The organism is Solibacillus isronensis, from assembly GCF_900168685.1.
Taxonomy (GTDB): domain Bacteria; phylum Bacillota; class Bacilli; order Bacillales_A; family Planococcaceae; genus Solibacillus; species Solibacillus isronensis_A.
In genome coordinates this window covers 41,088-55,948 of record NZ_FVZN01000014.1, presented here as the reverse complement: position 1 = coordinate 55,948, position 14,861 = coordinate 41,088, and the positions used below count along the sequence as shown (strand labels likewise).

The following is a 14,861-nucleotide window of genomic DNA, read 5'->3' as shown; positions in this document are numbered from 1 at the left end:
CGTTCATCCTTTCGATATCTATTTCCACTATATTTTAGCATAGAGGGGGAATTTTTTATGTAAGCGGCTCTCCGATTATTTCCTCAAGCTTTCTTTTAAAGAAAAACAGTGAAGGCTGAATGACATAACCTGTGCCGAGCGCTAAAATAACCGTCCCAAAACCAACAGGACCACCAAGCAGCCAGCCGGCGCCAGTCGCAAATACTTCCATAACAAGCCGCCCTGTTTTCACAGAATAGCCTTTACTCGCAATAATCATCATAATCGTGTCACGCGGGCCTTCGCCAAGACTTGCCGCGATATACAGCGCGCAGCCAATGCTCATCACAAAAAAGCCGGCTGTAAAATACGTAAGTTCCAGTACAAAAATACCTGTCTCTGGCAGGAGCCAATTGAACAAATCGATAAATGAACCAATGAACAGCATATTTAAAAACGTCGCAAGCTTCGGAATGCGCTTTAAATAAATCGATGTCCCGATAATAATCGTCAGACCCGTTAAAATGGACCAGGAACCGATCGTCAACCCAATTTGCTTGTAAAGACCAATATGGAATACATCCCATGGTGCGGTCCCGACAACATTCCCTTTAATCGTCATCGTGATACCAAGCGCCATGATCATCATTCCTACAAAGAAACTTCCCCATTGCCACTTAAATTTTTTCGACACAACAATCCTTCTTTCTATCAAGAAACAATCGATGCAAATTGCCCGTTCGTTGCCTGTTGTAAATCTTCCGGTGCAAGCTTAATCTGCATCCCGATTTTTCCGGCACTGACAATTATATAGTCAAGTGCAGTCGCCGCTTCCTCAATAATTGTTGGAAACAGCTTTTTCATCCCGATCGGCGAGCAGCCTCCCCGAATATAACCGGTCAAACCGAGTAGCTCTTTTACGGGCAGCATCTCAATTTTCTTTTGCCCTACCACTTTTGCGGCAGCCTTTAAATTCAGTTCCGCATCGACCGGGATAACGAAAACAAAATAATTGCCCTTTCCTGCAGTGGCGACCAATGTTTTATAAACATGTTCGACAGGCTGGCCAATTTTCCCGGCAACAGTCAATCCATCCACCGCTTCCCCGTCATTGATTGTATACTCAAAAATTTCATGTGCGATTTTTTTTTGCTCAATTAAACGAACTGCATTCGTCTTTGCCTGCTTCTTCGCCAAAAAGACCACTCCAAATTCTAAACTTTGGAAATATTATACCACTGAATGATTTACTAAGTGCTGCTTAATGCAATTTTGTAATTTACTTAAATATAAAAAACCCACTCCATATGAGCGGGCTTATTTTCATGCAATTTGGGAAAAAACCGATTCCTCTGTCAAACGGTAACCGTTATTCACCATTGCAATATGAGCGCTGTATTTTTGTGCAGCTATGTTGAAGGAACGCTGAAATAACCACTTTTCCAACTCTTGACCAAATACGGTTTGCTCATCTGGATTACGTGCAAAATCTTGTTGGAACTTTTCAGGTATCGTAAAAGAAAGATTTTCGTTCGACAACGGAATTGCTTCGTCTTCTTGTTCTTGCTCTGTAAGTTCTATTTGAGTGTTTGCGGGCTTTTGCGGAATGGAGGTTGAAACATTTGCTGCTGTAAGTAAATCTTGAGATGAAGGGACAGCTGATGCTAGATGCACATTATCCGGTGTTGATGTTTGTGAATACGTGATGTCAGTTGGCACTGCAAGGTTTTCTGCCTGATTGGCATTGTCGTTTTCCAGCAAATCTTTTTCTGTTTTACCGGAAAGCAGGTTTTCCAGCGCTTTTAGCAGTGGATTTTTCTTTGGATCCGTATATTGTGCATGCTTTTTATATACTTCGCCTGCCTCTTTACGAAGCTGGGAACGTCTTCTTTCATCTAACTCTGAACTAAAGCCTCGTGCCAAGCTAGAAATCTTCATATCTTCTTCACCCCTTTTGTAAAAGTTGCATTAATTTTTAATTAATATATCAACATATACCGCTTTTATATAGAAGATATTCAACAATTGTTCATATTCAGAACTTTCCTACCAACCTGTTCTGCATTATTCACCTATAAATTGGACTATCTGTTCATTAATTTTAAGTACCCATTACCCATAATGAAAAACCAATCTTTACACCGCCTTTATAATGCCAAAACAATTGCTGTTTACAATTAAGAATCATAAATAACTTCAGGTAGGAGCATTCCATGAAAACATTCGTAAATTCAAAGCCGAACAATTCAATTGACTTCAAGGAAATGATGCAGCGGTTTCTGTTAAAGAATAATATGATCCGCCATCTATCCCAGTCAATAGCATTGAAAAATATCATTGCGCAAGAAGCGATGAATACATATTTCCAGCCTATTTATGATGTGAAAAGCAACACGACATTTGGCTTTGAAGCATTGAACCGCCCGATTGCGCTGAAACTTTTTCAATCGGCGGATATTTTCTATGAATTTGTTGGGCAAACGGATAAAGTATTTTTGTTTGAATGCTTTTGCCGGAATCTTTCGCTCGTACGCTATCATAAAAAATGGCTCAATTACAATAAGAAGAAGGATTTCACATTGTTTATCAACATCCATCCAAATGTTTTACTCGATAAAAATTATCATAGCGGTGAAACGAGAGCTTTACTGGAAAAATTAAATATATCCCCTGAACAGGTCGTATTTGAGCTGACCGAGCGCAGTGCTGTCGGAGATTTCGAGGAATTTGCACGGGTACTTTCCCACTACCGGTCACAAGGCTATCGCATTGCGGTTGATGATGTCGGTTCAGGCTACAATAGTTTAAAAACATTAATTTACTTAAAGCCGGAATTTATTAAACTGGATCGCTCACTTATTCAAAATATCGATCAGCATAAAGCACAGCAGCAGCTTTTAACAGTCATTTTAAATTATGCGATTGAATCGGGGACAAAAGTAATTGCTGAAGGCATTGAAACAAAGGCGGAATATGAATTCATCCAATCAGTCGGCGTTCATTATGCGCAAGGCTATGCAATCGGGCGCCCTTATGAGGATTTAATAGAAGGAAGTAATCCTATTTCTGGATGAATACCGGAAAATATAATAGGCGATTGAATATCCCTTATCGGATGCTCAGTCGCCTAAATTTTATTGGTTAATACCCATTGAAATTCACAAATTCACCGACTGGTTTCCGGTAGCCTCGTGCTCGCACTTTCTCTACGCTTTTCCCAATCGTAATCATCATAACCGGTTCTAAATGATCTGGTATATTGAACTCTTTTCGTAATTCCTCAACATTATGGACATGCATCGGACATGTATCAAACCCGTAATGCTTGGCACTCATCATAAAGAGCATGGCATGAATACCTGCATTTCGCATCAGTTCTAAATTTAATTCGTGCGGATTGTCTTTTAACCCGTCACTATACCCTTTAATTAATTCCATCGTCATGTCGTATTCGACTTCATCCATCATCTTCAGCATTTTTAATGGACTGTAGATTTTTTCAACTTCCGGCATTTCAATGCTGTTTTTATTACCCATAACAATAACAACACCGCTCGCTGTATGTATCTTATATTGGTTGTAGCTTAATTCTTTTACTCTTTCCTTCTTCTCCAGATCTGTAATAACCAAGTAGTTCGTAAACTGCAAGTTGTATGCACTTGGAGCCAGCTTTGTCAGCTCAAATATATTTTTAAAATCCTCTTCTGTCATTTGTTCATTTTCAATAAAGTTTGTAGCGGAATGGCGAGACTTTACTAATTCTTCAAAGTTCATATTGTGTTACCTCTTCCTTGTAATTTATTTCAAATTAAAGTATCTTTATTTCGAGATAAATTTACCATATTATAAATTTAGTTGTCAATAATTTCATTTCTTTTAGTCGATTGAGAAATAATAGAAAGTCCATACTTTCTATAGGGAATTCAATAAGTTATAAAATTATTTTAAAGAAACAGGAGATGCAGAATATGAAATTTGAAAACAAAATTATTATTGTCACAGGTGCTGCAGGAGGTATCGGTAAAGAGATTGTAAGAAAACTGGTTAATGAAAAAGCAAAAGTTGTATTGGTCGATCTAAACGAAGATGCGATTAAAGCTGTTCAAACAGAACTTTCACTTACAGATGAAAACAGCTTAATTGTAAAAGCTGATGTGTCAAAAGAAGACAATGTAAAAAACTATGTAGATCAAACAATCTCGAAATTCAGCCGAATCGACGGCTTTGTAAATAACGCAGGTGTTGAAGGCCCGGCAAAACCTCTTGAAGAAATTACAGAAAAAGAATTCGACTTTGTATATGGCATTAATGTAAAAGGTGTTCTTTTCGGCCTAAAATATGTACTGCCGGTAATGAAAGAACAAAAATCCGGTTCTATTGTCAATACTTCATCAGTAGCCGGCTTAATCGGTTCTCCAAGTATGGCACTATATAATTCATCTAAACATGCAGTAATGGGTCTTAATAAGGTGGCCGCTTTAGAAGCAGCAGCGTATAATGTTCGTGTAAATACGGTAAATCCAGGTGTGATCAATACACAAATGATGCGTAAAATTGAAGCAAATGTTGCGCCGGGCGCTGCAGAGGCAGCTCAAGCAGCATACAATGATGCTGTACCGATGAAACGCTATGGTGAACCGGAAGAAGTAGCAAATGTTATTGCTTTCTTACTTTCTGATGAAGCTTCATATGTAAGTTCTTCTTCTTTCACGATAGATGGCGCATTATACAATGTTTAAATTTAAAGAAAAGAAAAACCAAAAGATCCCATTCTTTTGGTTTTTCCCCATTTCAAATACAAAATTTTTTTTAGCTCCTTCATAACCCGTCACCCCTGCCACTGCAAGTTATATATGTTAATATAAAATCGTTATTCTCAAGCATTATCGGAGGTTTATAGATATGAAGATAAATAAAGGAGTATTCTTTGTACTGCTAGGTGCAGGATGCTTTGGTTTTACACCTGTGTTCGCTAAATTAGGGTTTGGGCACGGTTACTCACTTGGGCAAATCAATCTTGTCCAAATGGTCATTTCCTTTCTGCTGTTATGGTCGATCACTTTCCTAAAAGGGGGCGGGTTGAAGGGGCTGACTAAAAAGAACATCCTTCCAATTATGATTACCGGATGTTTTATCGGTTTAACAAGTATTTTTTATTATGGTGCGATGCAGTATTTACCTGCTTCACTGGCCATCATTTTAATGTTCCAGTTCATTTGGATCGGCATTCTGTTCGAATGGGTTTTCAATAAAATTAAGCCCGCGCCGATTACTATATTTGCAATTGTGCTTATTCTTGTCGGTGTATTTTTTGCATCGAATATTTTAACTGGCGATATGCAAGGCCTTCCGATTAAAGGGTTTGTTATGGGCATATTATCTGCCTTTACATATGCTGCCTTTATCTTTTTCAGCGGGAAAGTCGCCGTTGATGTCAATCCATTAACCCGTACCGCTTTAATGGTGACAGGTTCAACGATTTTAGTATTTATCCTATTTATGAAGGACATCCCTGCTGTATTTCCCCTTGAAGGAAACTTGGTGACGAGTGCTGCTGGGGTTTCATTGTTTGGAGCAGTATTGCCGCCACTGTTTTATGCAGTCGGTGCACCACTCATTTCAGGAGGTTTGGCGAATATATTAACTTCTGTTGAACTGCCTGTCGCGATTTTATCGGCGAGCATTATTTTGGCCGAAACGGTCACACCTTTGCAATGGATCGGAATTGTGCTGATCCTCATAGCGATTGTATTAAATGAAATCGGCCCGAACATCATTCGGATGAGAAAAACGTACAAAGAGAACAATTCTTCATCAGCATAATAAAAATTAATTAGGATGCTAATCAACTGTGCAAACAGCCGTTGGTTAGCGTCTTTTTATTTACAGAAACAAAAAAGCTTATCAATAATTTTCTATTGATAGGCTAAATTGATATTTCGAGTTTTATATTTAATTATCTGAAGAGATTCAGCATTGCGCCTACTTGTCTCATTGTATTAATTCCATTCGTTAATGTCCCTACATGGCCCATCACTGTATTTAAATTATCCGATAGACCGCTAAAGCGAGATCCTTGCTGTTGTTGCTGTTGTGGAAAAGGGTTGAACTGCTGTTGCTGCTGTTGTGGATAAGGATTAAACTGCTGTTGCCCCTGTCTAGGATTAACCGGATATGGGGGATAAAAGGCTTCCCTCGGTCTTGCAAATTCATTGGATCGAGGCATTCCCATCTGCTGTCTGCCCATTTGCGGTGGAGGACCAAATTGTTGTCCATTTGGCGGAAACATCCCCGCCCTAGAATTTTGCCCAAAAAATGGCATATCATTCACCTCCCTACTAAGTTTGACCTCTAACCTAGTATATGTTCATGATTTTTCGCAATATAGACATTTGAAATACTTGGATGAAACGTTAATTACTCATAGTCACGCCCCCTTCACCCCCAATAAAAAGAATGCATATGAATAAAGAAAAAGATTGGAGCAATGACATGAACAAATTTAATCCCGAAAGGCTGTCCGTTGAATACAGGGATGTTGTTACCGCAACAGAACCTGTTATTTCAAGACACCATACACTCACCCATTCTGATGACACCGGAGAATTATTTTTAACAATTGGAACACAGTTTGCGTGGGACAAAGTGAATAAGAATATGAGAGATGAAGTAATTGGCGAATGGAAAACGAATGGGTACTATATATGTTACAACGCCTATGTAATGGTTAACAAAGAAGGTCAGGATTTTAATACAGCTATGCGGCGGTATGAAGTATTCCGGCGCGAATTGCCGCTTGCATTGACGGCGATCCGTTATGGTGACCGCTTTATATTCGATGTCTATCCAGCTTTGGACATTGGATTAATCATTGTAAACTTTATATCCACATACCCCCAGCTAAACACACAAGAGATTTTTGGGACTTTCAGCAGTTATTCCACTTCCTTTTAATTTGATGGAATGCGGTAAAATGTAATATTTAAATCCAATCCCTTTTATGGTATTAATTGTTAGTGCGTAATGCACAACACTTCACTTTACATGAGAGAGGGAAAAAAATGCTGCATTTAAAAACGATTACAAAAGACAATTGGATAAAAGCGATCTCGCTAAAAGTACGGGAGGATCAAGTAAAGTTTGTCGCCTCGAATGCGGTGTCACTGGCACAGCTGAACTTTCTGGAAAATTTCCATGCGAAAGGAATTTACTATGGTGAAGAAATGATCGGTTTCACGCTTTATGGTCTTGATGAAGATGACCATGAGCACTGGATTTACCGAATGATGATCGATCAAAAACATCAGGGGAAAGGTTATGGCAAGGAGGCGGTTCGGCTCGTTATAGAGGATATTCGAGCAATGAAAGAGCCTCACCATCAAACAATTACCCTTTCCTATGAGCCTGACAATGAGCATGCAAAGCGCATCTATGAAAAAATGGGCTTTCAGGAAATAGACGGCCTTGTTATTGAAGGTGAACAAGTAGCACGCTATTCGTATTAGGATAGGAGAAAATAGCGATGCGAATAATAAAAATTGTGTTACTGGCGATACTTGCAATTCCAGCGTTCTTTATTTTAATACTCACGTTTGCTTCATTTGACTATTTTTACTACCCGATTATAGGCTACAAAGCGGAAAATGCCGCTGAAGCTTCTCTTGAAGAAAAATATAACGAAGACTTTGTGATTGATGAATCAACCTATTCCAAACCATTGGGCGATGATTTCGGGGACTACCATATTATTGCTCATCCAAAGAAGAATCCTGATCTGGAAGTTACGGTTTCGGTTGGTGAGGATATGGAACCCCTTTACGATACGTATTTGGAAATGCATTGGCGTGATGAACTGAACACGCAATTTGGGGTGCTGTATGAAGAACTTTATGGAACTGTTGAAAATTACTCCTATATGGTAAATGTGACGTTTCCCGATGAAATCGAAGCACAATATGACCATACCGACACGTACGAAGAAATTTTGCAAAAGGAAGCTGACGGTATCGGAAATATTGTCTTTGCCAATGTTATTCTGGAATCATCCAATAATATAAACGATCAGCTGGGGAAAGCCTATGAGATGATCCAGCACTTTAAAGAGCAGAATTTAAATTATTTCAGCATTGAAATTGTGTTCTTTAATGAAAATCTGCAAAAACAGCTGACGAAAAAGGAACGCAAACTTCCCTATAATGAATTTAACTTCGAACACTTGGATGATAGAGCTGCCCGATTTTATTTTTCTTATAAATCAGAGGATGCGGAGTCTGTAAAAGAACTGAATCAGCTAAAATCACCCGCTGATTTGGAGCAATATGTTAAAGATATGAATTGAAATTTGTCTTCAATGATAAAACCCACTTATCAGTTTAAGTGGGTTTTTCAACGGCAATATACAGACACGCTCTCTTGTATCCCTTTTAGCACTTCTCCCGGCAATTTTCTAATTGTTATATCCGCTCCCAAAAATGGCAGCCAATTCGTTATCTCTACTATATCTTCCTCGTTTTCAGTATTGATAACAGCTTCTAGAATGGCTGTCGTTTGGTAAGGATTTGTATAGGAAATAGAAAGTTTTAAAGGATGATATTTTTTGAACTGTGCGATTGCCTTTGGACCAAGCTCAAGTACAAGGTTATTCTCTTTACTCCGTTCACTAAGCTTTTCTAAAATCTCTTTCTTACTGATTCTATTTTTCCCCTCGTCCGGTTTTACATCGATCAGATTTGATACAGGAAAAATCCGATTCTTTTCCTCACCTGCGTCAAAGCCTTCTATCAGCCAGTTCCCCTTTTCATGATGAAGGTGCAAGAGATAAATTGAATACATTTTTGTTAACTTCCCTTCTTTGACTATAATAATTAAATAGCGGTCAATCAGAAGTGTTTGTATAAGCTTTTCAATCACAGGATCAGGTAAATCGGATAAATCCAGCAACTCCGGATTGTGAGGGTTCGTTCCTTCAAAAAGCAATATTTGATTTAACAGCACAAGGTCGTCTTGCTGGTTTTCTGAAATTAAACCGAGTAACTTCTCTGCTAATGACTGACGACTTTTTAAATATGGAAGTTGTTGATTTCTTGTTGCCATAAAGGCAATAAAAAGAGCTTTAATCTCATTATCTGTAAAGCGAACAGCGGGGAGCACAGAATTATGTAAGACACTATAACCCCCTTCTCTTCCAACTTCAGCGACAAGCGGCATCCCGATAGCTTCAATTTCTCTGATATCTCGTAGAGCCGTTGAACGCGAGATATTAAACTCTTGCATAATTTCAGAAATGGTAAAGTGGGCACGGTTGTTGATATACCGCATGATTGTATTAATTCGTTCAACTTTTTTCATTGGCGCCTCCGAAAACAGTATCATATTTTGACATGATTTATGGCTATTATAAACTTATCAAGTAAAAAAACAAATCTTGATTAAACTAAAATTGAAAGAAGGTTTTTACTATGGCAAATTACATGATTGAAGAAAAGGACAGCTTTGTTGTTTTAGGTTTTGGAACAGAACTAAAGAGCGATTACACAGACTATATGGGGATAAATAAAGAAAAGGCCGATTTTTGGCATGCGGTCAATGAGGATGGAAGACTGGATGCATTAAAGGCTGTAGCTACAAACGACTATATTTTTATCGTGAATGAAGCAGTGAATAATAAGATGATGCATTATGCCGGGGTTCTGACTGATGAAACATTACCGGAGGCAACTAGAGTCATCCAATTTCCTAAAGGAGAGTACGTAGTTGTTAAAGGTGAAGCTTCTACCGCAGAAGAGCTGGCCAATACTGTTACAGGGATCGCCTTCGGACAAGTGTTACAAGAAGCAACAGATTACGCCTATGTAGGAGGTCCAAACGCAGCAGTTATAATGGGTCAACAAAACGGTCAGTTATACGGGGAAATGTGGATTCCGGTTATTAAGAAATAACAGGTAAGATGGATTCTAGACCCAAAATTAAAACGGAGCCCGGTACACTCCCGGACTCCGTTTACTTTAAGTTTTAATGAAACAACTGTGTTTACCTAATGCTTTCTGAATTCAACTCAAGTTGTACAAAATTTCCATCCAAAGCCTTTTGCATAAAAGGACTTGGTTTCCCTACGCTGTACAATTGCAGCACGTGCATTGCTCTTGTGCAGGCTGTATAAAAAATTTTGCGTAAACTTTCGTCTCCATATACGCTTTCAGATGCATCGTAAATAATGACCGCTTCAAATTCGATCCCCTTCGCTAAATAAGAAGGAATGACTACAACTCCTTGCTCAAATTCCGCTGTACCACTTTTTATAAGCTTAATTCCGTCAATTTTAGATAACGCCTCAAATGCTGTCTTACTTTCTTCTGCTGATTTACAAATAACTGCGATACTGCCATAGCCTTCACTTTGCAATTTCGAAATGTTAGACATAATGCGCTCGTGCAATTGTGTATGATTTTCCAATTGGTTTAATACCGGCAGCTCACCGGCACGCTCAAACGGAATGATTTTTTCTCCATTTGCAATGAGACTCCGTGTAAATTCAATAATCGGCTTCGTCGAACGATAACTTCGTGTCATGTTGATAACTTCCGTCTCTTCTTCTCCATAGAGGTGGTTAAGCATTTGAAAATCTCCTACTCCACTTGCATGAGCAAAAATCGCCTGATTAAAGTCACCTAGCACCGTCATTTTGGCAGAAGGGAATAAACGCTTCAAAAATTCAAATTGAAACGGCGAATAATCCTGCGCTTCATCAATGAGAATGTGCTTGATCGAACGGTTCGTTTGAAAGCCTTGAATCAATTCCTGAAGAAATAGGAATGGTGTCGCGTCTTCATAATACAGCGTCCCCGCTTCCATCATTTGAAGTGTGTCTTCGCATATCGCTTCCCACTCATCTGGTACTTCCACTTTTAATTGCTGCTGCATTAATAATGGATCTGTAAAAAGCTGTTTATAAATGCCTTCTAAATTAATAAAGTCGAGTGTTTGAATTTGTTTTCTCACTGCCTTCAGTTTCAGGCGGACGACTACTTGAATAAGCGCATCATGATCCATTTCATAATCTGCCTGTTCTTCTCGTTCAAAGCCATTTTTCTTCGCTAAATATTTGTGAATTTTATGATATGTCTCATCGCTTAGTAGCTCAATTTCCTCCTCTACCCATGGCTGAGAACGTTGAACTTTTTCTATTTCTTTAATTTTATTCATTAGCCAGTCTTTCAGTTTTTCAAGTCTGCTTTGGAAACTCAGTGAAATATGTTCTCCATAAAACTTCTCTGACAATTGCTGAGCTGATATGATTGTTTTCCCTCTGAATTTTATATCCTTAAATAACAGGTCCGATTTTTCCAAAGTTTCTCGGTATAATTTAATCGCTTCAACATATTTAACGGATGCTTTAAATTGAATGCCTTTAATCCTTGCGTTATATGAAGGGTTATTTGCTGCAGTAAGCACATATTCCAATTGATGAAATGGATTTTCTAAGTGAAAATCTTTACTTAAGCGGTGATCCAAATATTCCTGAAATGTAACTTGCTGCATATTTTCTTCCCCAAGCTCCGGAAGTACGTTGGAAACATAGCTATTAAACATAGCATTTGGTGAAAACAATATAATTTGGTCGGCTTTAATGCGATCCCGGTATTTATACAATAGAAATGCGATTCTTTGTAATGCAGCAGAAGTTTTACCACTTCCGGCTGCACCGTGCACAATGAGCATACGACCTTGATCATGGCGAATAATACGGTTTTGATCCTTTTGAATCGTTGCTACGATGCTTTGCATATACTTATCCGCGCCTTTTCCAAGCACCTTCTGTAAAATTTCATCACCAATCGTGAGACTTGTGTCAAACATAGATTGCAGTTTCCCATCACGAATAACGTATTGCCATTTTTTCTCGAGATCACCGTAAACCTTGCCCCCAGGCGTTGTATACTGTGCGGGACCAGGTTCATAGTCATAATAGACACTTGAAATCGGTGCTCTCCAGTCATAAATAAGGAAGTCCTCACCACTTGAATCCATCAAAGATGAAATTCCAATATAAATTTTCTCCTGCTCTGAAAAACCTTCTTCAAGAAAATCAATTCGCCCAAAATAAGGGACCGACTTCATCCGATGCAAGACAGCTAATCTTTTGGATGCGTGATGATGCGTACTTTCACCAACAGCTAATACCTGCGCTTCTTGTCTTAAATTAATAACGGTTTCCAAAAAGTCATCAAACGAATCCGTATTCACTTTGATTTCATCCCAAAAATGCTTACGAGTATTTACTACTTCATTTCGGAGCTTTAACGTTTCTGATTCCAGTTGAAGTGTTTGATCATTTATTACGTTCACAACACTATTTAACCTCTTTTGTTCGTTCAGAAAATCTGCTTTCATAACATTCACTCCTTGAAAATATTTAAGAGTTGACTAATAAAGAATTTTTATATATACTTAGAGTAAGGGATAATATACGCATAAATATTATTTTTACGCATATCTATATAAATTTACCACGTGTCAGCATTTTTTACAATGCATTTGGCAGGTGTATTTTTTTGTTTAAATAGGACCAATTTAAATACGCTTCATAACAGAAGAAATTATTTACGATTCATTTCTTATTGCACCCATAAAAAGAACCGCCTAGTTGTTCATCAACAACTAGGCGGTTCTTTTGAAATTTAATTACGAAGCGATCATTTAATATCCATTTACAAAATCGGAAATGGTGTCTAATTCATCTTCGGTAAGTTCCCTATTTACATAGTCTTCGTATTTCTTCACTATTTTCGGCTGATCCCCATTACAATCCTCTGTATATTTCGCAATCGTTCTAAGCATAGTAACTTCTTTATTGAAATTTTCTTTTGAAATTGGTTGTTGGTGTGAAGGAATGTAGGTTTCTGCGTCAAATGAGTCCAATAGATCTAATACTCGTAACGTTTCACTAATTGTATAGTGTACTTTTTCGGCATACAATCTCGGATAAATGCAGTCCCCAAGGAACAGAATCTTCTCTTCTTTAATATACACAATGACAGAATCTGCAGCATGGTCCCCTCCCACATGTTGTACGACACAAGTTACTCCACCTAGATCTATCTCTGCTCTATTCTCTATTGTAATATCCGGCAAAGTAATGTTAATGTTCCGGTGATTTTTGTATTCTTCCTTAATTGCTTTCGCGCAAAATTCAATTTCCACGCCTTCTTTTACTCGTGCATCAATGGCTTCATCTGACCACGAAAACGGGATAAGCTTCTCCATTTCCGCTTTAGTCTCTGTGGACGCAATTGAAACAGCATCAGATAATGCGGAAAGGCCAAAAATATGGTCCCAATGCCAATGCGTTAAAACAACTAAATCCGGTTTAGAAATTCCCCTTTTTTTAAGTTCCTCCAGAAAATAATTCACATGTTCTTCCGAGTTGCCTGCATCAATCATTAATGTCTTTTTACTGCCAACCACCATCCCTAAAATCGGACGGTCAGTCAACGATACTGGAGTGATATACCAAAAACTTTCCCCTAATTTGTGTATAGCGTGCATAAGGTCGCCCCCTTCTAATTATATTTTGAGACAATCGATGGTTCTATTCCTCATATTTCATTATAAAGATGGAATCTAACAAACAGGGTTACTATTTTATAAATCACCATCTTTATAACACCTACAGTTTAATTACTTAGTAATTATATTGTCTTTTCGCTTAAATAATAATCCAAATTTTCAGTATAACAAATAAATACTATTCTAAATAGATAAAATTACTACTTTATATTAGTTTCATTCGAGTACTTTTTCTGCTATTTAGACCGGCGAACAACTGATATGATACTAAGAATATAAGCGCTTATATTCTAAAATAGTCTAAAAATAAAGGTGGTATTTATGAAGTCTAAAAAAGGTGCACTTACATGGACATTGGTTCTTGTCCTCTCCCTTATAACAGTCACATTCGCTGGTGCAAAGGCATTGTATGAAACAAAACCCGTGCCCGCAGAAGACAGACATGACATTTCTGAAATTATTCATCAGAGTAGTAAATGGGAAAAGGTTGCTACTGGTAGTGGATTCATGGAAGGTATTAACTTTGATCGTAAAGGAAACATCTGGTTAGTCAGCCCAACGACTGGTGAAATCCTAACTATTAAAGACAACAAAGTTAAAACAGTTTTAGGAGATAAAGATAAATTAATGCCAATTGGGGCAAAGTTCCACAAAGATGGTCGCTTATTTATTACGGACGGTAAAGGAGAACTTTATTCTTACAATCCCGCTACTGGTGAGCGCAAAACCATTGTCAATTCTTATGATGGAAAACCTTTAAACGGTTTAAATGACCTTGTTTTTGATGAAACAGGCGGACTTTACTTTACTGAGCCAATGGGTTCTAGTGCTACTCATCCAACAGGTCGCGTCTTCTACTTACCTCCTGGCGAAACTGAAGCGATCCTCTTCTCAGAGAATATTGCCTATCCAAACGGAATCGCAATTTCAGCAAATGGCCAGCGTGTCTATATTTCAGAGTTTGACAAAAATCAAATTTTATCTGTGCCTTCTGTAAATGCTGAAAATTCTCCTGAATCACCGTTTGTTTTCGGTCGTTTTGAAGGTGGAATTGGTCCGGATGGATTAGCTGTAGATGCTGAAGGTAATCTGTACGTAGCCCATTTCCAAGCTGGCGAAGTTGTAGTACTTGACGCCAATGGTTTTAAATACGGAACCATTCGCCTTCCTGAAGATGCAGGAACATTCGCAACCAATCTAGCTTTTTATGATGGATACCTCTACGTAACAGAATCATCAAAAAATGAAGTTTGGCGTATTCAAGTGAAAAAGAAGGGTCTACAGCCGTACGGGTTAAACTAGACTCGCTTCCAATA

16 protein-coding genes are annotated in these 14,861 nt (G+C 38.2%); 8 read left to right on the top strand and 8 right to left on the bottom strand.

Going from position 1 to position 14,861, the window contains the following annotated elements; translation table 11 throughout:
* Positions 1–55 precede the first annotated feature (55 nt).
* The 3 genes from B5473_RS09055 to B5473_RS09045 form a co-directional block, all read right to left on the bottom strand.
* Positions 56–673 carry a YczE/YyaS/YitT family protein gene (locus B5473_RS09055; RefSeq protein WP_014824785.1) on the bottom strand — a complete coding sequence of 206 codons (618 nt, stop codon included), beginning with the start codon at positions 671–673 and terminating at the stop codon, positions 56–58.
* Between the two features lie 17 nt (positions 674–690).
* Positions 691–1,176 (bottom strand): Cys-tRNA(Pro) deacylase, encoded by a 486-nt coding sequence (gene ybaK, locus B5473_RS09050; RefSeq protein WP_014824786.1) that lies wholly within the window; start codon positions 1,174–1,176, stop codon positions 691–693.
* Positions 1,177–1,302: 126 nt separating this feature from the next.
* Entirely contained in the window at positions 1,303–1,917 is a 615-nt protein-coding gene (locus B5473_RS09045) for a hypothetical protein (protein WP_079524564.1), read from the bottom strand.
* Between the two features lie 275 nt (positions 1,918–2,192).
* On the opposite strand from B5473_RS09045, the gene B5473_RS09040 reads away from it, so the two are divergent.
* Positions 2,193–3,053: an EAL domain-containing protein gene (locus B5473_RS09040; RefSeq protein ID WP_079524563.1), complete on the top strand. Its 861-nt coding sequence runs from the start codon at positions 2,193–2,195 to the stop codon at positions 3,051–3,053.
* Positions 3,054–3,120: 67 nt separating this feature from the next.
* On the opposite strand, the gene B5473_RS09035 is transcribed toward B5473_RS09040, so the two are convergent.
* The gene (locus B5473_RS09035; RefSeq protein WP_079524562.1) at positions 3,121–3,753 is read right to left on the bottom strand and encodes a nitroreductase family protein; all 633 of its coding nucleotides are present in this window, start codon (positions 3,751–3,753) and stop codon (positions 3,121–3,123) included.
* 194 nt (positions 3,754–3,947) lie between these two features.
* Between B5473_RS09035 and B5473_RS09030 the strand changes: the two genes are divergently transcribed.
* Together B5473_RS09030 and B5473_RS09025 are read left to right on the top strand one after the other, a co-directional pair.
* The gene (locus B5473_RS09030; protein WP_079524561.1) at positions 3,948–4,718 is read left to right on the top strand and encodes an SDR family NAD(P)-dependent oxidoreductase; all 771 of its coding nucleotides are present in this window, start codon (positions 3,948–3,950) and stop codon (positions 4,716–4,718) included.
* Between the two features lie 163 nt (positions 4,719–4,881).
* On the top strand, positions 4,882–5,802 hold the full coding sequence (locus tag B5473_RS09025) for an EamA family transporter (RefSeq protein WP_139377722.1): 921 nt from the start codon (positions 4,882–4,884) through the stop codon (positions 5,800–5,802).
* 133 nt (positions 5,803–5,935) lie between these two features.
* On the opposite strand, the gene B5473_RS09020 is transcribed toward B5473_RS09025, so the two are convergent.
* On the bottom strand, positions 5,936–6,301 hold the full coding sequence (locus B5473_RS09020; protein WP_079524560.1) for a hypothetical protein: 366 nt from the start codon (positions 6,299–6,301) through the stop codon (positions 5,936–5,938).
* A 170-nt stretch (positions 6,302–6,471) separates the two neighbouring features.
* On the opposite strand from B5473_RS09020, the gene B5473_RS09015 reads away from it, so the two are divergent.
* From B5473_RS09015 to B5473_RS09005, 3 genes are all read left to right on the top strand, one after another.
* Positions 6,472–6,933 (top strand): staygreen family protein, encoded by a 462-nt coding sequence (locus B5473_RS09015; protein ID WP_079524559.1) that lies wholly within the window; start codon positions 6,472–6,474, stop codon positions 6,931–6,933.
* Positions 6,934–7,040: 107 nt separating this feature from the next.
* Positions 7,041–7,484, top strand: coding sequence for a GNAT family N-acetyltransferase (locus B5473_RS09010; RefSeq protein ID WP_079524558.1), 444 nt, complete (start codon positions 7,041–7,043; stop codon positions 7,482–7,484).
* Between the two features lie 17 nt (positions 7,485–7,501).
* Positions 7,502–8,317 carry a murein transglycosylase gene (locus B5473_RS09005; RefSeq protein WP_254865281.1) on the top strand — a complete coding sequence of 272 codons (816 nt, stop codon included), beginning with the start codon at positions 7,502–7,504 and terminating at the stop codon, positions 8,315–8,317.
* A gap of 47 nt (positions 8,318–8,364) precedes the next feature.
* On the opposite strand, the gene B5473_RS09000 is transcribed toward B5473_RS09005, so the two are convergent.
* Positions 8,365–9,327 (bottom strand): helix-turn-helix transcriptional regulator, encoded by a 963-nt coding sequence (locus tag B5473_RS09000; protein WP_079524557.1) that lies wholly within the window; start codon positions 9,325–9,327, stop codon positions 8,365–8,367.
* A gap of 110 nt (positions 9,328–9,437) precedes the next feature.
* On the opposite strand from B5473_RS09000, the gene B5473_RS08995 reads away from it, so the two are divergent.
* Positions 9,438–9,917, top strand: a complete 480-nt coding sequence (locus B5473_RS08995; RefSeq protein ID WP_079524556.1) for a GyrI-like domain-containing protein — start codon at positions 9,438–9,440, stop codon at positions 9,915–9,917.
* A 91-nt stretch (positions 9,918–10,008) separates the two neighbouring features.
* Here the strand turns inward: B5473_RS08995 and helD are convergent, their stop codons facing one another.
* Positions 10,009–12,369, bottom strand: a complete 2,361-nt coding sequence (gene helD, locus B5473_RS08990) for an RNA polymerase recycling motor HelD (protein WP_079524555.1) — start codon at positions 12,367–12,369, stop codon at positions 10,009–10,011.
* Between the two features lie 306 nt (positions 12,370–12,675).
* Positions 12,676–13,524 (bottom strand): MBL fold metallo-hydrolase, encoded by an 849-nt coding sequence (locus B5473_RS08985; RefSeq protein WP_079524554.1) that lies wholly within the window; start codon positions 13,522–13,524, stop codon positions 12,676–12,678.
* Positions 13,525–13,866: 342 nt separating this feature from the next.
* On the opposite strand from B5473_RS08985, the gene B5473_RS08980 reads away from it, so the two are divergent.
* A complete protein-coding gene (locus B5473_RS08980) occupies positions 13,867–14,847 on the top strand; it encodes an SMP-30/gluconolactonase/LRE family protein (RefSeq protein ID WP_079524553.1) in 981 nt (326 codons plus the stop codon).
* Positions 14,848–14,861: the final 14 nt, after the last annotated feature.